The 24,188-nt window shown below is 31.9% G+C and carries 22 protein-coding genes and 1 other RNA gene; 10 read left to right on the forward strand and 13 right to left on the reverse strand.

Going from position 1 to position 24,188, the window contains the following annotated elements; all coding sequences use genetic code 11:
• Nucleotides 1-42: 42 nt before the first annotated feature.
• Together Q4Q40_RS06750 and gyrA are read right to left on the reverse strand one after the other, a co-directional pair.
• On the reverse strand, nucleotides 43-1,302 hold the full coding sequence (locus Q4Q40_RS06750) for a tetratricopeptide repeat protein (protein WP_303301021.1): 1,260 nt from the start codon (nucleotides 1,300-1,302) through the stop codon (nucleotides 43-45).
• Between the two features lie 17 nt (nucleotides 1,303-1,319).
• Nucleotides 1,320-3,884, reverse strand: coding sequence for a DNA gyrase subunit A (gene gyrA / locus Q4Q40_RS06755; RefSeq protein ID WP_303301022.1), 2,565 nt, complete (start codon nucleotides 3,882-3,884; stop codon nucleotides 1,320-1,322).
• Between the two features lie 262 nt (nucleotides 3,885-4,146).
• On the opposite strand from gyrA, the gene Q4Q40_RS06760 reads away from it, so the two are divergent.
• The 5 genes from Q4Q40_RS06760 to Q4Q40_RS06780 all read left to right on the forward strand — a co-directional run bounded on the left by Q4Q40_RS06760 (nucleotide 4,147) and on the right by Q4Q40_RS06780 (nucleotide 9,867).
• On the forward strand, nucleotides 4,147-6,693 hold the full coding sequence (locus tag Q4Q40_RS06760) for an ATP-dependent Clp protease ATP-binding subunit (RefSeq protein ID WP_303301023.1): 2,547 nt from the start codon (nucleotides 4,147-4,149) through the stop codon (nucleotides 6,691-6,693).
• 134 nt (nucleotides 6,694-6,827) lie between these two features.
• Nucleotides 6,828-7,388: an RNA polymerase sigma factor gene (locus Q4Q40_RS06765; RefSeq protein ID WP_303301024.1), complete on the forward strand. Its 561-nt coding sequence runs from the start codon at nucleotides 6,828-6,830 to the stop codon at nucleotides 7,386-7,388.
• On the forward strand, nucleotides 7,381-7,953 hold the full coding sequence (locus Q4Q40_RS06770; RefSeq protein WP_303301025.1) for a hypothetical protein: 573 nt from the start codon (nucleotides 7,381-7,383) through the stop codon (nucleotides 7,951-7,953). Before Q4Q40_RS06765 ends, Q4Q40_RS06770 begins: the two co-directional genes overlap by 8 nt.
• 64 nt (nucleotides 7,954-8,017) lie before the next feature.
• Nucleotides 8,018-9,106: a hypothetical protein gene (locus tag Q4Q40_RS06775; protein ID WP_303301026.1), complete on the forward strand. Its 1,089-nt coding sequence runs from the start codon at nucleotides 8,018-8,020 to the stop codon at nucleotides 9,104-9,106.
• Nucleotides 9,107-9,132: 26 nt separating this feature from the next.
• Nucleotides 9,133-9,867, forward strand: coding sequence for a head GIN domain-containing protein (locus tag Q4Q40_RS06780; protein WP_303301027.1), 735 nt, complete (start codon nucleotides 9,133-9,135; stop codon nucleotides 9,865-9,867).
• A 104-nt stretch (nucleotides 9,868-9,971) separates the two neighbouring features.
• Here the strand turns inward: Q4Q40_RS06780 and Q4Q40_RS06785 are convergent, their stop codons facing one another.
• Together Q4Q40_RS06785 and Q4Q40_RS06790 are read right to left on the reverse strand one after the other, a co-directional pair.
• Entirely contained in the window at nucleotides 9,972-11,303 is a 1,332-nt protein-coding gene (locus tag Q4Q40_RS06785; RefSeq protein WP_303301028.1) for an MFS transporter, read from the reverse strand.
• A gap of 127 nt (nucleotides 11,304-11,430) precedes the next feature.
• Entirely contained in the window at nucleotides 11,431-12,249 is an 819-nt protein-coding gene (locus tag Q4Q40_RS06790; protein WP_303301029.1) for a M48 family metallopeptidase, read from the reverse strand.
• A 163-nt stretch (nucleotides 12,250-12,412) separates the two neighbouring features.
• On the opposite strand from Q4Q40_RS06790, the gene msrB reads away from it, so the two are divergent.
• Nucleotides 12,413-12,886 carry a peptide-methionine (R)-S-oxide reductase MsrB gene (gene msrB, locus Q4Q40_RS06795; RefSeq protein WP_303301030.1) on the forward strand — a complete coding sequence of 158 codons (474 nt, stop codon included), beginning with the start codon at nucleotides 12,413-12,415 and terminating at the stop codon, nucleotides 12,884-12,886.
• 90 nt (nucleotides 12,887-12,976) lie between these two features.
• Complete coding sequence (locus tag Q4Q40_RS06800) at nucleotides 12,977-13,531, forward strand: DUF1572 family protein (RefSeq protein WP_303301031.1); 555 nt, start codon at nucleotides 12,977-12,979, stop codon at nucleotides 13,529-13,531.
• Nucleotides 13,532-14,205: 674 nt separating this feature from the next.
• On the opposite strand, the gene Q4Q40_RS06805 is transcribed toward Q4Q40_RS06800, so the two are convergent.
• Nucleotides 14,206-15,486, reverse strand: coding sequence for an NAD(P)/FAD-dependent oxidoreductase (locus Q4Q40_RS06805; protein ID WP_303301032.1), 1,281 nt, complete (start codon nucleotides 15,484-15,486; stop codon nucleotides 14,206-14,208).
• A 258-nt stretch (nucleotides 15,487-15,744) separates the two neighbouring features.
• Between Q4Q40_RS06805 and lpdA the strand changes: the two genes are divergently transcribed.
• Nucleotides 15,745-17,121: a dihydrolipoyl dehydrogenase gene (gene lpdA, locus Q4Q40_RS06810; RefSeq protein ID WP_303301033.1), complete on the forward strand. Its 1,377-nt coding sequence runs from the start codon at nucleotides 15,745-15,747 to the stop codon at nucleotides 17,119-17,121.
• A 189-nt stretch (nucleotides 17,122-17,310) separates the two neighbouring features.
• On the opposite strand, the gene Q4Q40_RS06815 is transcribed toward lpdA, so the two are convergent.
• The 4 genes from Q4Q40_RS06815 to Q4Q40_RS06830 all read right to left on the reverse strand — a co-directional run bounded on the left by Q4Q40_RS06815 (nucleotide 17,311) and on the right by Q4Q40_RS06830 (nucleotide 19,810).
• Nucleotides 17,311-17,808: a hypothetical protein gene (locus Q4Q40_RS06815; RefSeq protein ID WP_303301034.1), complete on the reverse strand. Its 498-nt coding sequence runs from the start codon at nucleotides 17,806-17,808 to the stop codon at nucleotides 17,311-17,313.
• A 110-nt stretch (nucleotides 17,809-17,918) separates the two neighbouring features.
• Nucleotides 17,919-18,335 (reverse strand): type II 3-dehydroquinate dehydratase, encoded by a 417-nt coding sequence (aroQ, locus tag Q4Q40_RS06820; RefSeq protein ID WP_303301035.1) that lies wholly within the window; start codon nucleotides 18,333-18,335, stop codon nucleotides 17,919-17,921.
• Nucleotides 18,336-18,574: 239 nt separating this feature from the next.
• Entirely contained in the window at nucleotides 18,575-19,105 is a 531-nt protein-coding gene (locus Q4Q40_RS06825) for an outer membrane beta-barrel protein (protein ID WP_303301036.1), read from the reverse strand.
• A gap of 171 nt (nucleotides 19,106-19,276) precedes the next feature.
• On the reverse strand, nucleotides 19,277-19,810 hold the full coding sequence (locus Q4Q40_RS06830; RefSeq protein WP_303301037.1) for a hypothetical protein: 534 nt from the start codon (nucleotides 19,808-19,810) through the stop codon (nucleotides 19,277-19,279).
• Nucleotides 19,811-20,036: 226 nt separating this feature from the next.
• Between Q4Q40_RS06830 and xerD the strand changes: the two genes are divergently transcribed.
• Both xerD and Q4Q40_RS06840 read left to right on the forward strand, forming a co-directional pair.
• A complete protein-coding gene (gene xerD / locus Q4Q40_RS06835; RefSeq protein WP_303301038.1) occupies nucleotides 20,037-20,933 on the forward strand; it encodes a site-specific tyrosine recombinase XerD in 897 nt (298 codons plus the stop codon).
• 490 nt (nucleotides 20,934-21,423) lie between these two features.
• A complete protein-coding gene (locus Q4Q40_RS06840; RefSeq protein WP_303301039.1) occupies nucleotides 21,424-21,546 on the forward strand; it encodes a hypothetical protein in 123 nt (40 codons plus the stop codon).
• Nucleotides 21,547-21,633: 87 nt separating this feature from the next.
• On the opposite strand, the gene rny is transcribed toward Q4Q40_RS06840, so the two are convergent.
• From rny to Q4Q40_RS06860, 4 genes are all read right to left on the reverse strand, one after another.
• Complete coding sequence (gene rny / locus Q4Q40_RS06845; protein WP_303301040.1) at nucleotides 21,634-23,208, reverse strand: ribonuclease Y; 1,575 nt, start codon at nucleotides 23,206-23,208, stop codon at nucleotides 21,634-21,636.
• Nucleotides 23,209-23,264: 56 nt separating this feature from the next.
• Nucleotides 23,265-23,394: non-coding RNA, 6S RNA (ssrS, locus tag Q4Q40_RS06850), on the reverse strand.
• Between the two features lie 50 nt (nucleotides 23,395-23,444).
• Entirely contained in the window at nucleotides 23,445-23,738 is a 294-nt protein-coding gene (locus Q4Q40_RS06855; protein ID WP_303301041.1) for a cell division protein ZapA, read from the reverse strand.
• Between the two features lie 15 nt (nucleotides 23,739-23,753).
• Entirely contained in the window at nucleotides 23,754-24,044 is a 291-nt protein-coding gene (locus Q4Q40_RS06860) for a coiled-coil domain-containing protein (RefSeq protein WP_303301042.1), read from the reverse strand.
• Between the last annotated feature and the right edge of the window lie 144 nt (nucleotides 24,045-24,188).

Below are 24,188 nucleotides of genomic sequence, written 5' to 3' on the forward strand. Positions count from 1 at the left end.
AAATTAAATTTGCTCCTTTTCATATATATTAAGTAATCGATACTAGTTGCTACCTTCGGCTTCAAGAGTTTCAACCTTTCCTTTCAAATCTTTATACTTATCGGTTTCTCCAAGAATACTATAAATATTCATCAATGTTTTTGCTGCACTAAGACTATTTGGATTAATCTCGAGTGCTTTAGATAAATAAGGTATAGCTTCTCTATAAAGGTTTTGACGTTTCTCTCTCAATTCATCATAACGCTTATTATCAGCTCTAGAAGTTCCTAATCCATTCATTTCTTTAATTATAGATTCTTCTTTATTTAAAACTAAAGCCGCTAAATTTATATAGGCGTTTATATATTTTGGATCTAACTCTATTGCTTTTTCATAATACTGCATAGCTTCTGCAGACTGTTCAGATTCTGATGCTATAACACCTAAATTATATTGCAATTCAGGGTTAGTAGGATCCATTTGCGTTGCTTTCTCTAACAATTTTTTAAACTGCTCTGTATTGCCCATTTTATAATGAACGTTCGCTTCAGATAATATCAAATTAACATCATTAGGACTTTCTGCTCTTGCTTCTTTCATAGCTGCAATTGCTTTTTCATTATCCCCTTTGTTAACATATATAAGCGCAACATTTTTTACAATTTCTGGCTTTTTTGATTCAGAAATACGTTCTATTGGTTTAATATGTGTTTTAGCTTTAACAGAAATATCTCGTAGATCTTTATTAGTAAAACTCTCTTCTTTTTGTGTTTCAACATTAGTTGCTAAATACTGTGTCGAAATACCTGTGTATCCTAATTTTTTAAGCTCTTCATAAAGTGTTAAAGCTCTGTCATACTCATTAACATTAACTGCTGTTGCTGCAGCATAATAAAGAAATACCGTATCTCTTGATACAACTCTATAAGATTTTTCAAAAAATTGAGACGCATTTGAATAATCTTTTTTCTCATAGGCACCATTGCCTTTTAATAATAGATTATTAGCTATATCTTGTTTTAATGTATTAACTTCTGCTGAGTATCCAATTTCAACTTTATTTAAACTTACTAAAGCCTCATCTATTTCCTCTATGGTTCCTTTACCACCAGCATAGAGAGCTTCAGAAGTTAAATAATTAAACTTCGACTTAGCCTTAGCATCCATACTAGACATTAATGCTTCTGCTTGTTTTAAAGCCGTTTTTGCTTCGGCATATTTTGTTCCTTTAATAGCTCTTTCTGCTGTTTTTAACTCTTTTTTTTGTGCGAATGTAAATACACTTACAGAAAGGGCTAAAGCTATGACTAACTGTTTTTTCATTTTATAAAATATTTTAATTAATTTTCAGTATTATTATCTTCTTCTTCATTATTATCAAGAGTTGTGCCACCCTCTAAACCATCAATATCTTCAATATTTTCAGAATCTTCTACCTCGTCTTCATCATGCATGACCTTAGCAACTGCTGCTATGGAATCGTTTCCTTTTAAATTGATTAGTTTAACACCTTGAGTAGCTCTACCCATAACTCGTAAATTTGCTATAACCATACGTATTGCGATACCAGATTTATTAATGATCATTAAATCATCATTATCTGTCACACTTTTAATAGCTACCAAATTTCCTGTTTTCTCAGTAATGGAAATAGTTTTAACGCCTTTCCCGCCTCTATTTGTTATTCTATATACTGGTTCTCCATCTTCTGGATCGTCAATATAGGTACGTTTACCGTAACCGTTTTCTGAAACTACTAGTACAGACTCTTCTTGTGGGTTTTCGATAGTTACCATACCTATAACTTCATCTTTGTCATGGGCTAATCTAATACCTCTAACTCCAGAAGCACCGCGACCCATTGGTCTTGTTTTCGCTTCTTCAAAACGAATCGCTTTTCCAGATTTTAATGCCAACATAACTTGACTGGTACCTGTTGTTAATTTAGCTTCTAAAAGAACATCATCTTCTTTAATAGTAATGGCGTTAATACCATTAGTTCTAGGACGTGAGTACTGTTCTAAAGATGTTTTCTTAACTTGACCATTTTTAGTAGCCATAATAACATAATGACTATTAATATACTCCTCGTTCTTCAAATCCTGAGTACAAATAAAAGCCATCACTTTATCATCCTGCTCAATATTTATCAAGTTTTGAATAGCTCTTCCTTTTGATGTTTTACTACCTTCTGGAATTTCATAAACACGCATCCAGAAACATTTTCCTTTTTGCGTAAAGAATAGCATGTATTGATGATTCGTTCCAACAAATAAATGTTCTAAGAAGTCTTCGTTTCGTGTGGTTGATGCTTTTTGACCTACACCACCTCTATTTTGTGTTTTATACTCTGTAAGTGATGTACGTTTAATATAACCTGCATGCGAAATGGTAATCACCACTTTTTCATCAGGAATCATATCTTCAATACTTAAATCGCCTCCTGCATATTCAATATTCGAACGACGCTCATCTCCATATTTATCTCTAACAACTTCCAATTCTTCCTTAATAATATCCATACGACGTTCTTTCTTGTCTAAGATATCCTTTAAGTCTTCAATGTTTTTCATTATGTCGTCATACTCAGAACGTAATTTGTCTTGCTCTAAACCTGTAAGTTGACGCAAACGCATCTCTACAATGGCTTTAGCCTGTATTTCGGAAAGTTCGAAACGTTTTATTAAACTTTCCCTTGCTTCATCTGCATTCGATGAAGCACGGATAATAGAAATAACTTCATCAATATTATCTGATGCTATAATTAATCCTTCTAATATATGAGCACGTTCTTCAGCTTTACGCAATTCATAAGTAGTACGTCTTACAACAACCTCGTGTCTATGCTCAACAAAATAATGAATCAGTTCTTTTAAGTTTAATAATTCTGGTTTCCCATTTACAAGCGCAATATTATTTACACTAAATGAAGACTGTAATGCTGTGTATTTAAATAATTTATTTAATACAATATTTGGGATAGCATCTCGCTTTAAAACGTATACAATACGCATACCGTTTCTATCAGACTCATCACGAATTGTCGTAATCCCTTCCATTTTTTTCTCATTTATCAAGTCAGCAGTTTTCTTAATCATGTCTGCTTTATTAACTTGATAAGGTATCTCGTCCACTATAATACACTCACGCCCATTAACCTCTTCTATGTTGGTTTTAGCGCGCATCACAATTCTACCTCGACCTGTATGAAATGCTTCTTTTACACCATCATATCCATATATAGTTCCACCTGTTGGAAAATCAGGCGCTTTAACATGTGTAATTAACTCATCGATTTCTATATCATTATTTTCTATATAAGCAATCGTTCCATTAACGACTTCTGTTAAATTGTGTGGTGGCATGTTAGTAGCCATACCAACGGCAATACCAGAGGCACCATTAACTAAAAGTCCGGGAATACGTGTTGGTAAAACAGTTGGTTCTTGTAACGTATCATCAAAGTTTAGTTTATGATCTACAGTTTCCTTTTCAATATCTGCTAACATATCTTCAGATATTTTGCGCATACGTGCTTCTGTATAACGCATTGCTGCAGGACTATCACCATCTATAGAACCAAAGTTTCCTTGACCATCAATAAGCATATAACGTAAACTCCACTCTTGAGCCATACGCACCATAGCATCGTAAACAGACGAATCGCCATGTGGGTGATATTTACCTAAAACTTCTCCAACTATTCTTGCGGATTTTTTATGTGCCGAATTGGCTCTAATACCCAGTTCATGCATACCATAAAGCACACGTCTATGAACTGGCTTTAAACCATCTCTTACATCTGGTAAAGCACGTGACACAATGACCGACATTGAATAATCAATGTATGCCGATTTCATCTCATCTTCAATATTAATAGGGATCAATTTCTCTCCTTCTGCCATAAATAATTTAATTAAGTTTTATGTGTTTTTCAAAACATGCTAATATAACTATTTAGATAGTCATAGTAAGACTGTATAAAGTATTTTTCACGTTTTTTATTAACAATTTCATATTCTTTTTTAGTTAATAAGTATGCTTTAAAAAATTTTGATTTTATAAAGATTTTTTCGTCAATTAGCAACTTACTGACAATTTAAAGGTATAGTTTTTGCCTTTGGTAAAATGTTTTAGTATTTTTAATGCAGATAAGGACACTATTTTATGGATGATAATTTTTCCCCAAGAGTAAAGGATGTAATTGCATACAGCAAAGAAGAAGCATTACGGTTAGGTCATGATTTTATTGGTACCGAACATTTAATGCTTGGACTTTTGCGTGATGGCAACGGCAAAGCCATTAATATATTAAATGCTTTAGATGTAGATTTAAATCATTTAAGACGTAAAGTTGAAATATTAAATCCTGCAAATCCAAATATTACTGTAACTTCAAATCAAAAAAAGAACTTACATCTTACAAGGCAAGCAGAACGTGCTTTAAAAACTACCTTTTTAGAGGCAAAACTATTTCAAAGTACTTCTATTAATACAGCCCATCTATTACTCTGTATTTTAAGAAATGAAAATGATCCTACAACTAAACTTTTAAACAAACTAAGAGTTGACTATGATAATGTTAAAGAACAATTCAAGCTTATGATTACAAACGACAATGATTATATAGAACCAAAATCTGAATTTCAAGATGATGATATGAATGCTGAAGACGATACCACAAAGGACAATATTTTTAACACGCCTACAGGCAAAACGAACAAGAAGTCTAAAACACCTGTTTTAGATAATTTTGGTCGGGATTTAACAGCGATGGCAGAAGAAGGGAAGTTAGACCCTGTAGTTGGTCGCGAAAAGGAGATACAACGTGTCTCACAAGTTTTAAGTAGACGTAAAAAGAACAACCCTCTTTTAATTGGTGAGCCTGGTGTTGGTAAGTCTGCCATAGCCGAAGGTTTAGCCCTTAGAATTGTAAAACGAAAAGTATCAAGGATTCTTTTTAATAAACGTGTTGTAACTTTAGATCTAGCAAGTTTAGTTGCTGGTACAAAATATCGCGGACAATTTGAAGAACGCATGAAAGCGGTTATGAATGAACTTGAAAAGAATGACGATGTCATCCTTTTTATTGACGAAATACATACCATAGTTGGTGCTGGTGGAGCAACAGGAAGTTTAGATGCTTCTAATATGTTTAAACCTGCTTTAGCCCGTGGGGAAATTCAATGTATTGGTGCCACTACTTTAGATGAATACAGACAATATATTGAAAAAGATGGTGCGTTAGAACGTCGTTTTCAGAAAGTGATTGTTGAACCAACGACAGTTGAAGAAACTATCGAAATCCTTAATAATATAAAAGGCAAATACGAAGAACATCATAACGTTGATTATACACAAGAAGCTATTGAAGCTTGTGTTAAATTAACTAATAGATACATGACTGAGCGTTTTTTACCAGACAAAGCCATTGATGCTTTAGATGAGGCAGGCTCTCGGGTACACATAACTAATATAGATGTTCCTAAACAAATTTTAGAGCTCGAAAAGCAACTAGAAGGCATTAAAGAAACTAAAAATGCTGTTGTAAGAAAGCAAAAATATGAAGAAGCAGCTAAACTTAGAGATGACGAAAAACGCATTGAAAAAGAATTGGTTATTGCTCAAGAAAAATGGGAAGAAGATACCAAACAACATAGAGAAGTTGTAACTGAAGATAATGTTGCCGATGTCGTTTCTATGATGACGGGCGTGCCAGTCAATAGAATTGCACAAACAGAAATTAATAAACTTGCCGAACTACCAAACCTTATAAAAGGAAAAGTAATAGGGCAAGACAATGCTGTTGCTAAGGTAGTTAAAGCCATTCAGCGTAATCGTGCCGGACTTAAAGATCCTAATAAACCAATCGGTTCATTTATCTTTTTAGGTCAAACAGGTGTTGGTAAAACGCAATTAGCAAAAGTATTGTCTAGAGAGTTATTTGATAGCGAAGAATCACTTGTTAGAATTGATATGAGTGAGTATATGGAGAAATTTGCTATTTCTAGATTAGTTGGAGCACCTCCAGGTTATGTTGGATACGAAGAAGGTGGTCAATTAACCGAAAAAGTAAGACGTAAACCATATGCTGTTATATTATTGGATGAGATTGAAAAAGCACATCCCGATGTCTTTAACATGCTACTTCAAGTGCTTGATGATGGCTACTTGACCGATAGTTTAGGTAGAAAAATTGATTTTAGAAACACGATCATAATTATGACCTCTAATATTGGTGCCAGAAAACTTAAAGATTTTGGTACAGGTATTGGCTTCGGTACGGCATCACAAAAAGCTCAAGAAGATGCTAATGCTAGAGGCGTTATTGAAAACGCACTAAAAAAATCGTTTGCTCCAGAGTTTTTAAATAGAATTGATGATGTTGTCGTTTTTAATGCTTTAGAAAAAGAAGACATCAACAAAATTATTGATATCGAATTAGAAAAACTTTTAACAAGAATTAAAGGTTTAGGTTATATTTTAAAAATTAGCAATAGCGCTAAAGATTATATTGCCGAAAAAGGGTTCGATAAACAATATGGCGCAAGACCACTAAAGAGAGCTATTCAAAAATATGTTGAAGATGCTTTAGCTGAAGAAATTGTAGCATCACATCTTCAAGAAGGTGACCATATTAATATTGATTTTAATAAGAAAACTAAGGAATTAAGTATTACAATCAAAAAAGCTGAAAGGCCCACAGAATCTTAAAACCCCATAATAATAAAAAGCCAAAAACAAATTCCATATTAAAGTCCTATATTCAAGAAGAATATAGGACTTTTTTTTTGCAAAACTGTAACAAAAGATAACAGCTACCATCTATATTATAACAATTTGTTTTTTTGACGCCAACTAAATTAAATATCGAACAGCTTGTTGAGCTTTGTAAATCTGGAAACCAATCTGCACAATTGGAAATATATAACAGATATTATAAAGCCATGTACAATGCCTCTTTCAGAATTGTAAAAGACAGTTTTGAAGCAGAAGATATTATGCAAGATTCATTTTTAATGGCTTTTACAAAACTAAATAACCTTAAAGAATCAAAAATATTTGGACCATGGTTAAAACGAATTGTTATAAATAATAGTATTTATCATTATAAAAAGAATAACAAAAACAAAGAAGTTCCTTTAGATGATGTTTTATATAAGATAGAAGATAATAATAATGGGATAGATAGCAATTACGAATTTACAAATATAAAGGCGAAGCAAATTTTAAACACTATAAAATCATTAAAAGATACTTATAGAATCGCTTTAACCTTAAACTTAATCGAAGGCTACGATTATGAAGAAATAAGTAATATTTTAAATATTACCAATGCTAATTGCAGAACAACTATTTCCAGAGCCAAGGAAAGTTTAAGAACAAAATTACATACGGTTTATGAATAAGGACACGATAGAGCAACTATTTAAAAAATATGAAACTGATTTCGATATAGAAAATCCAGAATCTAATCATACAGAGCGTTTTTTAGACAAATTAAACAAACAAAGCGAGCTACAACTAATTAAAGTTGATAAACAAAGGCGTCGTTTATGGAAACCATTAATTGGTGTAGCCGCTTCTGTAATATTATTAATAACCCTTTTTATAGGGTCACAACAAGATCCCAGTTATAGTGAGTTAGCCAGTGTATCGCCTAAAATGGCAGAAACAGAAGACTTTTTCACACTAACAATAGCTGAAGAATTAAGTAAAATTAAGAGCGAAGATTCGCCTGAAGCTCAGACGCTAATTCAGGATACCATAGAGCGTATAAATGCATTAGAAGAAAACTATAAATCTTTAAAAATAGATTTAACCGAAAGTGGCGATGACAGCAGGGTTATCTATGCTATGATTTCCAACTTTCAAAACAGGATAGACATATTACAAAATGCTTTAGAGCAAATTGAAAACATAAAAAAATTAAATAATCAATCACGTGAAATAATATCTAACATCAATATTTAATGATACGAAAATCATTAATTAAGACATTACATATGTCAATTAAAAAACAATTAAAATCGATCATATGAAACGAGCACTACAATTTAAAATATTAATATTATTTTTAATATTACCGCTATTTTCTACTGCCTCGTCAACAGAAACAAAAGGCAAATACACAAAAAAGAAGACCATTAATAAAGAATACTCTGTAACATCAAACGCTATGCTAAGTGTAGATAATAGCTATGGAAATATCGATATTATAACTTGGAATGAGAACAGAGTCGTTTTTGAAATTACTGTCACAACCACTGGTAATGATGAAGAAAAAGTTCAAGAAAAACTAGACGATATAACAGTTATTTTTGAAGCATCTTCTAATAATATTTCTGCACAAACAAGATTTGGAGAGAGAAAATCAAGTTCTTGGTGGAGTTGGAAAAACAACAATAAAGTTAGTATGAAAATTAACTACATTGTTAAAATCCCTTTCACAAGTAATATAAACCTAAATAACGATTACGGCAGTATTAACATAGACAAACTTGAAGGTCAAGCAAAAATAAATTGCGATTATGGTAAAATTACCACTAAAGAATTAATGGCAGATAACAATGTAATAACCTTCGATTATACAAAAAACTGTTATTTTGAATATATAAAAAGCGGTAAAATAAATGCAGATTATAGTGGTTTCACTGTATCAAAAACAAACAAATTAGATATTAATGCAGACTATACAAATTCTAAAATTGAAATAGCCGAAAACGTTAATTATAATTGTGATTATGGTAAAATAAAAATTGGTAAAGCAAATAATATTACTGGAAATGGTGATTATTTAACAACTATTATTGGCGATGTTTATAAAAATATAATTCTTAAAGCAGACTATGGGTCTATAAAAATAAATAGAATGACTGAAAATGCTGAAAACGTAGATATAAAATCTGATTATGTTGGTATAAAAATAGGCTACGCACCAGCATATAATTTCAATTTTAATATCAATTTAAAATATGGATCATTAAATGGCGACGAATTAGAATTCACAAAGAAAATAAAAAAATCTGGAGACAAACTTTATGTAGGTTATTATGGTAATAAAACATCAGGTAACTCCATTAATATTGAATCCGATTACGGCAGCATATCTCTTTATAAAAATTAATTCATCAATAATAAATCATTAAACACATGAAACAATCAATCAAAAAACAAACAGTCTTAATAATAGCTACGTTACTTTTAACAGCTACATCCTATGCACAAAGGGGAAAATCTATAAAAGGAAATGGAAACATAACAACAATAACCCGAACAACTTCTGAATATGATGGGATAAAATGTGCTGGTTCTTTCGATTATATTCTGGTAGCAGGCAACGAAGGGAAAATAACTCTTGAAGGGGAATCTAATCTTTTAGAGTATATAATTACCGAAGTTAAAGGAGATCATTTAATTGTAAAAACAAAAAAAGGTGCAAAAATAAACTCTGGTAGAAATAAGGCAATTAAAATAACAATCCCTTTTAAAGATATCTCTAAGGTTTCGTTAGCTGGTTCTGGTGATTTATGGAATGAAGACCTAATAACTGCAACTAATTTAAATGTTTCTTTGGCTGGTTCTGGAGATGTTATTCTCGACATTAAAGCATCATCTACAAAAGCATCCATAGCAGGTTCTGGTGATCTTACTCTAAAAGGCGACACTAATAATCTAGAAGCCAAAGTAGCAGGTTCTGGTGATTTTCACGGATTCGATTTACAAGCAAATAATACAGAGGTTTCTGTTGCTGGATCTGGTGATGCAAAAGTTGTTAGCAACAAAAATTTAAAAGCAAGAGTAGCTGGATCTGGCGATATTGTTTACAAAGGAGACCCTATAGTAGACACCAAAGTGGCAGGTTCTGGGAGTATTTCTATTAATTAATTTATTTCATCAATCATAAAAAAAGGCTATCTAAAAAGTGATGAATTTTGTCATCAGAATGACACTTTTTAGACAGTCTCTTTTAGTTTGCATTTAAAAAAAACTTATTTATTTAAAATATCGCTCTTAGGAACTCTAAATAGTAGTATTAAACCGATTATAAAGAATGTAGCTAAGAATAAAATTGAATAGCGCATACTTCCAGTAACTTCTGCTACAAATCCATACATAAACATCCCTATAACAATTCCTATTTTCTCAGAAACGTCATAAAAACTAAAATAAGAAGCTGAATCCTCTGTCTTTTCTGGTACCAACTTACTATAAGTCGATCTAGATAGAGATTGAATCCCCCCCATAACTAAACCAACACACCCTGCTGTTATATAAAACTGCAATGGGGTTTGTATAAAAAACGCATAAGCGCAAATAACTATCCAAAAAGAAATAATTAAAATTAAAGTTTTTATATTACCTATTTTGCCAGATAATTTGGCTGTATAATTAGCACCAAAAACGGCAACCAATTGAATTAACAAAATGCTAACAATTAAACCAGTTGTTGAATCTTGTTCTCCCCAATTTAATTCCTCAACCGCAAAATATGTAGCAGCTAACATAATCGTTTGTACCGCCATACTATAAACAAAAAAAGCACTCAAATAACGACTTAAAATTTTATTTGTTTTCAGGGCTTTCCAAATTTTCAGTAATTCATTATAGCCATGAACTATTACAGATTTTGTTATTTTATGCCCTTCATGTGTTCCTGTTGGCAAATGCTTAAATGTATATTGCGCAAAACTAATCCACCAAATACCAACCATAATAAATGATATTCTTGTTGGTGCACCTGCATCATCAAATCCAAACCAATCATATTTAAGTATCATAACTAAATTAACTACAAGCAGAACAACACTTCCAATATATCCAAGAGAAAATCCTTTTGCACTAACTTTGTCTTGTTGCTCAGGAAAAGCGATATCTGGCAGATAAGAATTATAAAAAACGAGGCTTCCCCAAAAACCAATTAAAGCAAGTATATAACATAATAAGCCAACAAATAAATTATCTAACGTAAACCAATACAAACCTATACAAGATAAAGCTCCCAGATAACAGAAAAATTTCATAAAATTTTCCTTATTACCTACATAATCAGAAATTCCAGATAATATTGGAGATATTATTGAAACGATTAAAAAACTCAATGCTGTTACATAACTAATAAGAGAATCGTTATTAAATTCGTATCCTAAAAACGTTACTGTATCACTTATTTTATTACCATCTGCATCTTTAACAATAGTAAGCGCACCGTAAAAAATAGGAAATATTGCCGATGAAATAACTAATGGATAAACCGAGTTCGCCCAATCATAAAACGCCCAGGCGTTTAAGAGCTTTTTACTTCCTTTTTCTAATAAAGCCATAATAAAAAAGCTGCCCTTTTATGAGCAGCCCACTAAAATAATTAAATATTTTTATTTTCACGTTAAGAAATCAGTAATAACAAATAGTAAAAACCAACTAAACGATTACTAACTAATTAAGGCAAAACTATTTTCTAAACGAAGTAACACCAAATTTTTTAGCCTCCTCTTTAGCCGTTGGTGCTAATGCAGCAAGGTTAGCAATACGAGAATCGTTTGATGGGTGCGTACTTAAAATTTCTGGCGGTGCTTCCCCTCCACTATTAGCTTTCATACGTTTCCATAATTCGGATGCTTCATCTGGATTATAACCAGCAATTGCCATTAAATATAACCCTATTTTATCTGCTTCAGTTTCATGACTTCTACTAAAAGGTAGCATCACACCTACTTGTGTTCCAACACCATAATATTGGTTAAATGCATTTCTTGATTTTTCGTCTTTAATGGCAACATTTCCTGCCACAGCTAAACCTTGTTGTATGTATGCGGCACTCATACGTTGTTGACCATGATTTGCTAATGCATGCGCTACTTCATGTCCCATAATAGCAGCAACTCCAGTTTCCCCATTAGCTATTGGCAAAATACCTGTGTAAAAAACGATTTTACCTCCTGGCATACACCAAGCATTTACCGTTTTATCGTCAACTAAATTATATTCCCATTTATAATCGTTTAAATACCCCTGATTTCCATTAGCATTTAACCATTTTTCCGCAGCCACTGCAATACGCTGCCCTACTCTAGTTATCATAGCAGCATCCTTTGTTCCAGTAACAACTTTATTCTCTGTTAAAAACTGATCATATTGCGCAAAAGCCGTTGGGAATAATTGAGAATTTGGCACTAAAGCTATAGTCTGTTTGCCTGTAAATGGATTCGTTGCACATGATAATATGAACACTATCATGCCAAATACCAAAAGGAATCTTTTTAATTTCATTGAATAGGGTTTATAATTTTTTATAAAAATACAAAATTTGTATCTTAATACTTTAGACACCAAATGTTTTTATTTGGTCACATTATTATAGAATAAAATATTCAATCAGAAATGTCATGTCCCATTAATAAATACGACATATTCTAATAAAAACTCAAACAATATGAAAAAGCTAATCCTATTATGTTTAACAATTGTGTTATTTAATTGTAACAGTAATGCCCAAAAAACAGAAAAAAAAGTCTATAAAGTTACCAAAACTGATAAAGAATGGAGAACGCAGTTATCTGAAAAAGCCTATTATGTTTTAAGAGAAGCAGGAACTGAGCGCCCATTTTCAAGCCCTCTAAATAAAAACTACAAAGAAGGTGTTTATATCTGTGCAGCGTGTAATACGCCTTTATTTAAAAGTGAACACAAATTTGATTCAGGTAGCGGCTGGCCAAGTTTTGATCAGGAAATTAAAGGAAATGTCGCTTTTGGCTCCGATAACAAATTAGGATATTCACGTGATGAAGAACATTGTGCGACATGTGGCGGACATTTGGGACATGTTTTTAATGATGGGCCAAGAGACACTACTGGAAAACGTCATTGTATTAATGGAATAGCTTTGAAGTTTGTTCCTAAGGAATAAATCTTAAAAAAATAAAATTTCTAATTCCAACTCAATCGCATTAAAGAATTAGAATTTGTTATTTAAAAATTGATATTTTATATTTAAGGTATGCAAACTTCCTATTTGACTAGTATCATTAAACAATTTGAATATTATAAAAGTTTAGGAGATAACACTTTTAAACAACTTAGCTTTGAAGAGCTCCAAAAAGAATTCGCAGAAGATTCTAATTCAATTTCTATCATTGTAAAGCATATTGTCGGTAATATGCTAAGTAGATGGACTAACTTTTTAATTGAAGATGGAGAAAAAGAATGGAGGCATCGCGATTTAGAATTTGACGACACTTATACTTCAAAAGACGATCTCATTAAAAATTGGAATAAAGGTTGGAAATGTTTATTTGATGCTATCACACCATTATCTGAAATCGATTTAGAACACATTATTTACATTCGAAACCAAGGCCATACAGTTACCGAAGCTATAAATAGACAATTGGCTCATTACTCCTATCATATTGGACAAATTGTTTTTCTAGGAAAACTGGTAAAAGGTAAAAACTGGCAATCTTTATCAATTCCAAAAGGAAATTCTTCAAAATATAATGCTGAAAAATTTAGTAAAGAAAAAGGACAGCGTCATTTTACAGATGATTTGTAGTTGATACTAACTAGTCTCAATTGATAAACTATGAAAAAGTAAGACTACTCAGCAATCAAAATCAAAAACATAGACTTATTTACTCTTAACATAAAAATAAAACACAACACACAATAACCCCAAAAACAAAAGTAGTATTATTACATCGCAACTTTGCGACTTAGCGGCTTCGCGAGACACATACAAAAAACATAGTTTTCAATTAAGACGCCATATTAACCAGAATCAAAAACACTGACTAATTTATAATTAACTAAAAACTCAGCAACCAATAACCCTAAAAAATAACAATAACATTATTACATCACAACTTTGCGACTTAGCGAGCCACATAAAAAAACATAGTTTTCAATTAAGGCACCAATCATAACAAAGAATCAAGATCACTCAACAACCAAAATCAAAAACACAGACTAATTTATAGTTAACAAGAAACTCAACAACCAATAACCCTAAAAAATAACAATAACATTATTACATCTCAACTTTGCGACTTAGCGGCTTCGCGAGCCACATAAAAAAAACATAGTTTTCAATTAAGACGCCATATCAACCAGAATCAAAAACATAAACTAATTTATAATTAACTAAAAACTCAGCAACCAATAACCCTAAAAAATAAAAGTAACATTACTACTTTGCGACTTAGCGGCTTAAACAAGCCCCAAAAATCATCATTTCAAAGTCCTCTTAAAAGGCCTTATAATCAAACGAGCTTCCCTATCAAACCTCACATAATTATACACCCAATTTATAAAAACAACCATCCTGTTTCTAAAACCTATTAGAAAAAACAAGTGGACAAACATCCAAACATACCAGGCAAAAGCCCCTTGAAACTTGAATCGCTTTAAATCGACCACCGCTTTATTTCTACCAATGGTTGCCATAACCCCTTTATCCTTATAAGAAAAGGGAATCATTGGTTGTTCTTCAATCAATCGTAAAATATTATCCCCTAATTGATCCCCCTGTTGAATAGCAGGCTGTGCCATCATTGGTAAACCATTAGGGCATACATCACTTACCATACAAGCAACATCTCCTATAGCAAAAACATGATTAAACCCTTTTACCTGATTAAATTCATTTACTAAAAGCCTATTCCCTCTGGTCACAAATTTTTCGGCATCTAAGCCTTTTATAGTAGCTCCTTTTACACCAGCTGCCCAAACTAAAGTAGCCGTTTCAAATGTTAAATCCGTATTCGTTATTACTGTCTTTCCATCATAATTCGTTACCCTAACCTTCTTCCAAATATGAACCCCTAATTTCTCTAAAAAGTCTTCAGCTTTTTTTGATGCATTGGCACTCATCCCCTTTAAGATACAATCACTGGATTGCACCACATGAATTTGAGCCAATCGTGTATCCAAATCAGGATAATCCTTCGGCAAGATACCTTTCTTTATTTCTGCTAAAGCACCTGCTAACTCCACTCCTGTTGGACCTCCTCCAACAATTACAAAATTCATAAGAGCATTCCGTTCATTCAGATCAGATGTAAGCAAAGCATCTTCAAAATTCTCCAAAATCAAACTCCTCAAATTAAGAGACTGAGGTATCGTTTTCATGGACATACTATACTTTTCTATAGCTTTATTTCCAAAATAATTAGTTTTAGAGCCAGAAGCGACTACTACATAATCAAACTTAAGTTCACCTATATTAGTAATAACTTTGTTTTTAACTGTATCAATTTCTTCAACATCAGCCAATCTAAAATGAAAATTAGGAAAGTTTTTTAATATTTTTCTAATAGGGTAAGCAATAGAATCTGGTTCCAATCCACCAGTTGATACTTGATATAATAATGGTTGGAATGTGTGGTAGTTATTCTTGTCTAATAAAACAACCTGAAGGTCTTGTTTTGATAATTTTTTAGCCAAAGCAACTCCTGCAAAACCACCACCTATTATAACAATTCGAGGAAAACTTGTTTTTGGTATGTTCATATATAAATACTTGCAATACAAAGGTAATACTAATTTAACTTTGAAATATCACGAAAATAAATTGAATCATTTTTAGATATAATTTAAGATATAACTATAATTCCTGTTTCTTTTTTTGACAAAACTAGAGCCAAACAGAAACGGGTTAGAGTACGCTTTTCAAGGCCAAATTAGCATAATATAAAGATGTAAATTTAAAGCCTTCTAAATTCTTTATTCAAATTCGATTTCGTAAATTTGTTCCCTAAAATTTAACAGATGAGTAAATACGATATTATTGTTCTTGGAAGTGGTCCTGGCGGTTATGTTACAGCCATTAGAGCATCACAATTGGGTTTTAAAACCGCTATTGTTGAAAAAGAAAACCTTGGTGGTGTATGCTTAAATTGGGGATGTATCCCAACTAAAGCCTTATTAAAATCTGCTCAAGTGTTTGAATATCTTAAGCATGCAGGAGATTATGGACTATCAGTTAAAGATTTCGACAAAGATTTTGATGCTGTAGTTAAACGTAGTCGTGGTGTTGCAGATGGCATGAGTAAAGGTGTTCAGTTTTTAATGAAGAAAAACAAAATTGACGTTATTAATGGGTTTGGAAAACTTAAACCTGGTAAAAAGATAGATGTTGATGGTACAGAATATAGCGCTGATAACATCATTATAGCAACAGGAGCTCGATCTCGCGAATTACCAAATTTACCTCAAGATGGTAAAAAAGTAATCGGTTACAGAGAAGCTATGACTTTACCTGAACAACCAAAGAAAATGATTGTGGTTGGTTCTGGTGCTATTGGCGTTGAGTTTGCATATTTTTATAATTCTATGGGAACGGAAGTAACTATTGTTGAATACTTACCTAATGTAGTTCCTGTTGAAGACGAAGATGTTTCTAAACAACTAGAACGTTCTTTTAAGAAAAGTGGTATAAAAATTATGACTTCTGCCGAAGTTACCTCTGTTGATACTTCTGGAAAAGGAGTAAAAGCAACTGTAAAAACTAAAAAAGGAGAAGAAATTCTTGAAGCAGATGTTATTTTATCTGCCGTAGGTATAAAAACAAATATTGAAAATATAGGATTAGAAGATGTTGGTATCGTAGTAGATAGAGACAAAGTTATAGTTAACGATTTTTACCAAACTAATATTCCTGGTTATTATGCCATTGGTGATGTTACTCCTGGTCAGGCTTTAGCACATGTCGCTTCTGCGGAAGGCATATTATGTGTTGAAAAATTAGCAGGACACCATGTTGAAGCTTTAGATTATGGAAACATTCCTGGCTGTACATATTGTTCTCCAGAAATTGCTAGTGTAGGTATAACCGAAAAACAAGCCAAAGAAAAAGGCTTAGATATTAAAGTTGGTAAATTCCCATTCTCTGCCTCTGGTAAAGCTAGTGCAGGTGGTAATAAAGAGGGCTTTGTAAAAGTAATTTTTGATGCTAAATATGGTGAGTGGTTAGGCTGCCATATGGTTGGTGCTGGTGTAACCGATATGATTGCCGAAGCTGTTTTAGGAAGAAAGCTAGAAACGACTGGTCATGAAGTATTAAAAGCCGTACATCCTCACCCAACAATGAGTGAAGCTGTTATGGAAGCTGTTGCTGATGCTTATGATGAAGTGATACATCTTTAATCTTTAGATAAGAGATTAAAGAACATAGATATTATATTAGACAAAAAAAGTTCCGAGAAATCGGAACTTTTTTATTTATAGCATTGCCTTATTTGAATACTAATGGTATTATTTATAAAAGAGAAGGAAGTGAATAAATAGTTTGTAATCTAAACATGAAACAAATCTCAATTGAATCGCTTTTTTGTTTTAAAATTTAAACCGTGTCCCAAATTTATAAATCATATTATTACCTACCGAATAATTAACCGAAGGATCTTTTTTTGTTAATCTAAGATTTACACCACCATAAATAGATAAATCATCTGTTATATCATATTGAAAACCAAAAGTTGAAAATAATGACGTAGCATTTGTCTCTATAAATCCATTCTTCCTTAATACACCAATTTTAGGGCCAAATAAAACACTAAATTTATTACTTATAAAATATTTAGCCAATAAGGGAAATTCTGTAACAGTGTAGCTATTAATAAGATCATTAGTACTTCTTCCCTCCTTTCCTATTCTAAAAAACAAATCCTCATTTATCTTAAATTCAGAAAAATAATTAGAATAAAATATTGGAGTATCATTTATTTCAATTTCATCTGTAATAAGAAAAGAATCCGTTTTTCTTTCCTCTTGAGATAAAACCGTTTTAGAAACTATAAAGAAGAAAACAACAGCAAGTAGTTCATTTTTCATGATTAATTATTTGACGATCAATTACAAATCTATGTTTAAAGATTAAGTAATTATCATAATCAAGTCATAAAATTAGCTAGGCTATTTGTTAAATATTTCTAATGAAAAATTTAAAGAAAACTCTGAATTGCCAATTCATAACTCTGCAACCCAAAACCAAGAATAACACCTCTGGCATTCGGAGAAATATATGATTGATGGCGAAACTCTTCTCTATTAAACGTATTCGAAATATGTACCTCTACTACTGGGGTTTCAATGGCTTTAACTGCATCACCAATACCTACAGAAGTATGTGTATAAGCGGCAGCGTTTAAAATAATGCCATCATAATTAAAACCAACCTCATGCAATTTATCTATAAGTTTCCCCTCTATATTAGATTGAAAATAATCAATCTCTATACCAGTATATTTTTGTTTAATTTCTTCTAAAAATTCAGTAAATGATAAACTTCCATAAATGTTAGGTTCTCTTTTACCTAGTAAGTTTAGATTCGGGCCGTTAATTATTATCAATTTCTTCATGAAGTAAAAGTATTAAAAAATTGATCATAAAAAAACCGAAGCTTATCACTTCGATTCTTCCTAATACCTCGTTAAAATAGAATCTATACTAAAGTCCTGCTCCTAATGAAGCGTATTTAATACTTCTAAGTTTGTAACCTCCAATAGCTGCGCTCACTATACCAGAGGTATGCTCTCCTAAAACTGCTAAAGGATTAACTTTAATGACATTCTTCTCTTGAGCAAATTATAGGTTAATCTTATTGAAATCTATACCCTAAGCCAACAAAAAGACCATTTAATTTTCTAGTAATTCCATCAGGTGCATCTTCAATTAAATTAGCTAAACCAAAATTAAATCTGGTTTCTACAAATAATCCATCTATATTTCTATTAATATAAATATCATAAGCAACACCTACTTCTATACCATAATTAAAAGACTCAAATCCATCATTAACATCAAGCAAAAAACCAAAACTGGGGCCAGCAAGTACATTAAATGACTCAAACACTTCATATTTAACCATTAGTGGGATACTTATTTGATTTAAATCTTCTACAGCAACATACAGTAGCTCTGGCCGAAAAGTAAAAGCATCAAAAACGCTTATCTCTGCAAAACCTCCTAGATAAAATCCCGTGTCGTTATTTGTTATGCTAAATACGCCATTTTTAACTTTTAATGATGAGAAATCTACACCTGCTTTTGCGCCATATTTAATTTCTTGGGCATTTAGGTTTAATAATCCTAATACTGTGATAACAGTGCACAATAATATTTTTTTCATAATAGATTTGGTTAATTGATTTTTTATCGGATTAAATTTAACCCAGATATCTTTAATAAAAGATAACTCTTAAAATAGTATTAAATTTTATTTTTCTGAATAATTTTTAGATTTATAGTATAAAAAAACCGAAGCATAAACTTCGGTTTTTTGGATATTTAATATTTTGGTTTAGAAATACAAAGCAAATCCAACATTAAATTGAAATACACCTTCATCTGTATATTGATCATTTAAAGATAAATTATACCTTAGACCTGGTTCGATAGAAACGTTATCACCAATAAACCAAGCATAACCAGCACCTAAACCTAACCACATTGGGGTCTCATTACCAATTTTTACTGCATCTCCAGAAGCCCCTGTCAAATCTACAGTTACTGGAATCATGCTATTAACATAGTATTTTGCTCCTAAACGATAAGAAAATGAACTTTCTGAATCACCAACATCTGGATTATCACCTCCAAAGCCTAAACCCAACTTAAGAGCCAAATCATCCATGATGAAATAACCTCCATCTAATCCAACATTATAAGCAGAAGATCCATCTGAAGAAACAAAATTAATACCAGTTGAACCTAGCATAGCATTTCCCGTATTAGCTTCAATTAATATTTTACCTTTAGATGTTTGCTCACCTTGAGCATTAACGCTTGATAATCCGAACACTGCAATCGCAGCACACAATAATAATTTTCTCATAATAAAAAATTGTTTTTAGTTTTTGATTTGGACAAACCTAAAGCGAAGATTTTTAATAACCAAAAATAAAAACACTTTTACTTTACGTTTTATCGAAAAAATACGTTTTTAATCGATTAAAAACACTTTTAGTCGGAAAAACACAACAAATAAGAGTAAGATATTTAAAATTTTTCAACAAAAATTGCAATATCATTATTGAAAATTTATACTATTTTTACACCACATGAAATGGCAACACGCACTTAAAGATTACCAATTATACTTAAAAATTGAACGGGGTTTATCCGAAAACTCTATTGAAAATTACTCGCGCGACGTTAAAAAGTTAATGAGTTATTTAGAGAATCATAATATAAATGAAAACCCAAACACAATCACTACAGAAATCGTTCAAGGGTTTATATATGAAGTTGCCAAAAAAGTAAACGCTCGTTCGCAATCGCGTTTAATCTCTGGTTTACGCAGTTTTTTCGGTTATTTAATCTTTGAAGATTACAGAACCTCTAATCCGCTGGAACTTATTGAGTCTCCCAAAATTGGTAGAAAGTTACCAGATACACTAAGCGAAGAAGAGATTGATACTATTATAAATGCCATAGATTTAAGTAAACCAGAAGGTGAACGTAATCGTGCTATGCTAGAAACACTTTATGGATGCGGATTGCGAGTTAGTGAACTCATTAATCTTAAAATTTCTGATTTGTTTTTTGATGAAGGTTTTATAAAAGTTACTGGCAAAGGCAATAAACAACGATTTGTTCCTATTATAAATGTTACTCAAAAATATATTAACATCTATAGAAAAGAAATTCGAAATCATTTAAATATCCAAGCAGGTTTCGAGGACACACTCTTTTTAAACAGAAGAGGGAAACAACTTACAAGAGCTATGGTCTTTACTATCATTAAACAGTTAGCAGAAAAGATCGGGCTCAAAAAAAATATCTCTCCACATACTTTTAGGCATTCGTTTGCGACTCATTTATTAGAAAACGATGCAGATCTTAGATCCATACAGTTAATGCTTGGTCATGAAAGTATAACAACTACCGAAATTTATGTGCACTTAGACAAAAGTCATTTAACAAAAGTGGTAGAAAAGTATCATCCTAGGAAATAGAAGGGATCAAGTACAAAAGTTGTGTGTGTCTGTTTCAATATTAGATTAAAACTAAAATTTAAAACTGTACTCGAAAATATGAACCGAACTCGTTCCTCACTTTTTTCAAAAGGGAGGATAATTTCGATAAAATCGAAATTTAGGAGGGTTTCATCTAAAAAGCTTCTGTTTCCAAACATCATTGAATGAGTTAACCATCAGGTATTCAGCAAACTCGTTAGATACCTCTATTTGATGATTTACTTTTCTTTGCCCGTCCAAAGAAAAGTAACAAAAGAAAAGACGCCCCTTCGATAGGAATTTCTTCTTTCGCTTTGCTTAAGAAGAACCAAGCCCAAAAATTTGCGTCGCCCCACCGCTCTAACCAATGCAATGCTCCTGGTTTTCAAATTTTTGTACTCTATTCTTACGAAGGGTCTGGGCTTGCCCTGCAGTCTGTTCTTAACGATTGTTTTTGAGTATTTAACCTCATAAGCAACAAGTAAAAAGTATGAAATATGTCGTATTTTTACTCTTTAAATCAAGTCTAAACACAACTTTTGAGCATGGTTCAATAGAAGTTGGAAGTTGGAAGTTGGAAGTTGGAAGTTGGAAGTTGGAAGTTGGAAGTTAACAAAATTAAAAAATCCAGTATATATAATACTGGATTTTTAATCTTTATAATGTGTACTATAATGAGATTCCTGCATTCGCAGGAATTTTATTTTGCAATATTAACTGCTCGTGTTTCTCTAATTACAGTTACTTTAACTTGACCTGGATAAGTCATATCCGTCTGTACCTTTTGAGAGATATTAAACGATAAGTCTGCTGCTTTTTGATCGTCTACTTTTTCGCTTTCAACAATAACTCTTAGTTCTCTACCTGCTTGAATAGCATAAGCTTTCTTAACGCCTGTAAATCCAAAAGCAATATCTTCTAAATCTTTTAAACGTTGAATATAACTATCTAGAACTTGGCGACGTGCTCCTGGACGTGCTCCCGAAATAGCATCACAAACCTGTACAATTGGCGCTAATAACGATTTCATTTCAATTTCATCGTGGTGCGCTCCAATAGCATTACAAACCTCCTTCTTTTCACCAAACTTTTCAGCCCATTGCATCCCAAGAATAGCGTGTGGTGTTTCCATGTCTGCTTCTGCATCTGGCACTTTACCTATATCATGTAATAAACCTGCACGTTTTGCAAGTTTTGAGTTAAGTCCTAATTCTGCAGCCATAACACCACAAAGTTTTGCAACTTCACGTGAATGCTGTAACAAGTTTTGACCGTAAGATGAACGATACTTCATACGCCCTACCATCTTTATAAGCTCTGGGTTTAAATTATGTATTCCAAGATCGATTACTGTACGTTTTCCAACTTCAATAATTTCTTGTTCAATTTGTTTTTGTGTTTTCTTTACAATCTCTTCAATTCGCGCTGGATGAATTCTACCATCGGTCACTAATTTATGTAAAGACAAGCGTGCAATTTCTCTTCTTACAGAATCAAAACAAGACAATATAATAGCTTCTGGTGTATCATCTACAATAATCTCAACACCTGTTGCTGCCTCTATAGCTCGGATATTACGACCTTCTCTACCAATAATTCGCCCTTTAACATCGTCCGATTCTATATTAAATACAGACACACAATTATCAACAGCTTCCTCTGTTCCTATGCGTTGTATCGTATTTATAATAACCTTTTTAGCTTCTTGCTCTGCTGTTAGTTTAGCTTCTTCTAAAGAACTTTGAATATATGCCATAGCATCATTCTTAGCTTCTCCTTTTAAAGACTCTACCAATTGTTCTTTAGCTTCTTCAGCAGAAAGACTAGAAATAACCTCTAATTGTTGTACTTGATTTTTATGAAGCTTATCTATTTCCTCTTGTCTTTTATCAAGAACATCAAGTCTATGATTATAATCTTTTACTTTACTTTCTAAACTTTCATTAAGTTTTTTTCCTTTTGAAAGTTCACTTGATATTTGTGATTCTTTATCACGTGTACGTTTCTCGGCCTCTGCCATTTTCTTATCTCTTGATAAGATTACTTTTTCATGTTCTGACTTGAGTTCTATAAATTTTTCTTTAGCTTGAAGAATTTTATCTTTTTTAAGCCTTTCGCCTTCACTTTTAGCTTCTTTAAGTATTAAATTGGCATTTTTCTTTGCTCCACTTACAAGTTTAGAAGCATTATTCTTTTCAATCCTCTTTGTTATAATAAAACCTACAATAAGGCCTAAAACAACGCCTCCTACTGCAAATATAATTGGGTTATCCATTGTATTGAGTTAGTTAGTATATATAAAAAAGCCTACACTAGTATAAAGTTTTGTATAAACTCCTTAAAAACAAGTTTAGGGCTAACAAGCTGATCAAGGGTCTACTCGAGATACTGAAATAAATTCAGCACTAGTAGCATGCTTTTACAACTTAAACTCACCCTTTTTAAAGAATTAACGTTGAGTTTATCAAAAAAAATAACCAATGTAGGCAGTAACTTTTATTTTAAAGAACGTTAAGAGACCAAATAAGAATGTAATAAATCATTAAGTGCATTTAGCTTTTCTTCTACATGCTCATTTACATTCTCTTTATCAATAGACTTCTGCTCTTCTTGAGAAGCAAACTGTAAGGCACACATGGCTAATACATCTTGTTTATCTCTAACAGAATAACTTTGCTCAAATTGTTTTATCAAGGTCTCAATATTCTTAGCTGCTTTACGTAATCCTTCTTCTTGATTTGCTTCAATCGTTAAAGGATATACTCTGTTAGCTATAGATAGCTTTATTTTAAGCTTTTCTGACATTGAATTTATGTTGTACTAATCTGAAAGTTGAGCAATACAATGATCTATTTCTCGTATTAGCACATTTATTTTAAGCTTAGTTTCTCTTTTATTATCGTCACCACCAAGTATTGTATTTGCGATTTTTAAAGCTTCATACTTTTCTTCCCAATTGGCAATATGCCTTTTTTGGTCTTCAATTTCTTTTTTTGAAATCTCTAATTCTTCGTTTAATTTAGAATTAGCAAGTTTCAAAAGCTCTAATTTGTGTAATACTTTACTAATTTTGTTTTCTAAAGAATCTACAATATCTTCAATATTACTCATTTACAAATTTCAATACTTATAACACAAAGTTAACACACCTGCTTATAAATTACAATTGTTTTAGCATAAAATTTCAAAATCAATAAATATAGCACATAATCAAATCAATAAATTTTATTATGGTTCGATTATTGATTTATTCTT

Source organism: Flavivirga jejuensis, assembly GCF_030540765.1.
GTDB lineage: Bacteria > Bacteroidota > Bacteroidia > Flavobacteriales > Flavobacteriaceae > Flavivirga > Flavivirga jejuensis.

Excerpts from the sequence above, each read along its gene's own strand:
- rny (WP_303301040.1), bottom strand. The coding sequence starts at position 23,208 with ATGGATAACCCAATTATATTTGCAGTAGGAGGCGTTGTTTTAGGCCTT.
- Q4Q40_RS06800 (WP_303301031.1), top strand. The coding sequence starts at position 12,977 with ATGCAAACTTCCTATTTGACTAGTATCATTAAACAATTTGAATATTAT.
- Q4Q40_RS06785 (WP_303301028.1), bottom strand. The coding sequence starts at position 11,303 with ATGGCTTTATTAGAAAAAGGAAGTAAAAAGCTCTTAAACGCCTGGGCG.
- Q4Q40_RS06780 (WP_303301027.1), top strand. The coding sequence starts at position 9,133 with ATGAAACAATCAATCAAAAAACAAACAGTCTTAATAATAGCTACGTTA.
- xerD (WP_303301038.1), top strand. The coding sequence starts at position 20,037 with ATGAAATGGCAACACGCACTTAAAGATTACCAATTATACTTAAAAATT.
- Q4Q40_RS06815 (WP_303301034.1), bottom strand. The coding sequence starts at position 17,808 with ATGAAAAATGAACTACTTGCTGTTGTTTTCTTCTTTATAGTTTCTAAA.
- Q4Q40_RS06860 (WP_303301042.1), bottom strand. The coding sequence starts at position 24,044 with ATGAGTAATATTGAAGATATTGTAGATTCTTTAGAAAACAAAATTAGT.
- gyrA (WP_303301022.1), bottom strand. The coding sequence starts at position 3,884 with ATGGCAGAAGGAGAGAAATTGATCCCTATTAATATTGAAGATGAGATG.
- Q4Q40_RS06770 (WP_303301025.1), top strand. The coding sequence starts at position 7,381 with ATGAATAAGGACACGATAGAGCAACTATTTAAAAAATATGAAACTGAT.
- aroQ (WP_303301035.1), bottom strand. The coding sequence starts at position 18,335 with ATGAAGAAATTGATAATAATTAACGGCCCGAATCTAAACTTACTAGGT.
- lpdA (WP_303301033.1), top strand. The coding sequence starts at position 15,745 with ATGAGTAAATACGATATTATTGTTCTTGGAAGTGGTCCTGGCGGTTAT.
- Q4Q40_RS06750 (WP_303301021.1), bottom strand. The coding sequence starts at position 1,302 with ATGAAAAAACAGTTAGTCATAGCTTTAGCCCTTTCTGTAAGTGTATTT.
- Q4Q40_RS06830 (WP_303301037.1), bottom strand. The coding sequence starts at position 19,810 with ATGAGAAAATTATTATTGTGTGCTGCGATTGCAGTGTTCGGATTATCA.
- Q4Q40_RS06760 (WP_303301023.1), top strand. The coding sequence starts at position 4,147 with ATGGATGATAATTTTTCCCCAAGAGTAAAGGATGTAATTGCATACAGC.
- Q4Q40_RS06825 (WP_303301036.1), bottom strand. The coding sequence starts at position 19,105 with ATGAAAAAAATATTATTGTGCACTGTTATCACAGTATTAGGATTATTA.
- msrB (WP_303301030.1), top strand. The coding sequence starts at position 12,413 with ATGAAAAAGCTAATCCTATTATGTTTAACAATTGTGTTATTTAATTGT.
- Q4Q40_RS06805 (WP_303301032.1), bottom strand. The coding sequence starts at position 15,486 with ATGAACATACCAAAAACAAGTTTTCCTCGAATTGTTATAATAGGTGGT.
- Q4Q40_RS06790 (WP_303301029.1), bottom strand. The coding sequence starts at position 12,249 with ATGAAATTAAAAAGATTCCTTTTGGTATTTGGCATGATAGTGTTCATA.
- Q4Q40_RS06855 (WP_303301041.1), bottom strand. The coding sequence starts at position 23,738 with ATGTCAGAAAAGCTTAAAATAAAGCTATCTATAGCTAACAGAGTATAT.
- Q4Q40_RS06840 (WP_303301039.1), top strand. The coding sequence starts at position 21,424 with ATGAAATATGTCGTATTTTTACTCTTTAAATCAAGTCTAAACACAACT.
- Q4Q40_RS06775 (WP_303301026.1), top strand. The coding sequence starts at position 8,018 with ATGAAACGAGCACTACAATTTAAAATATTAATATTATTTTTAATATTA.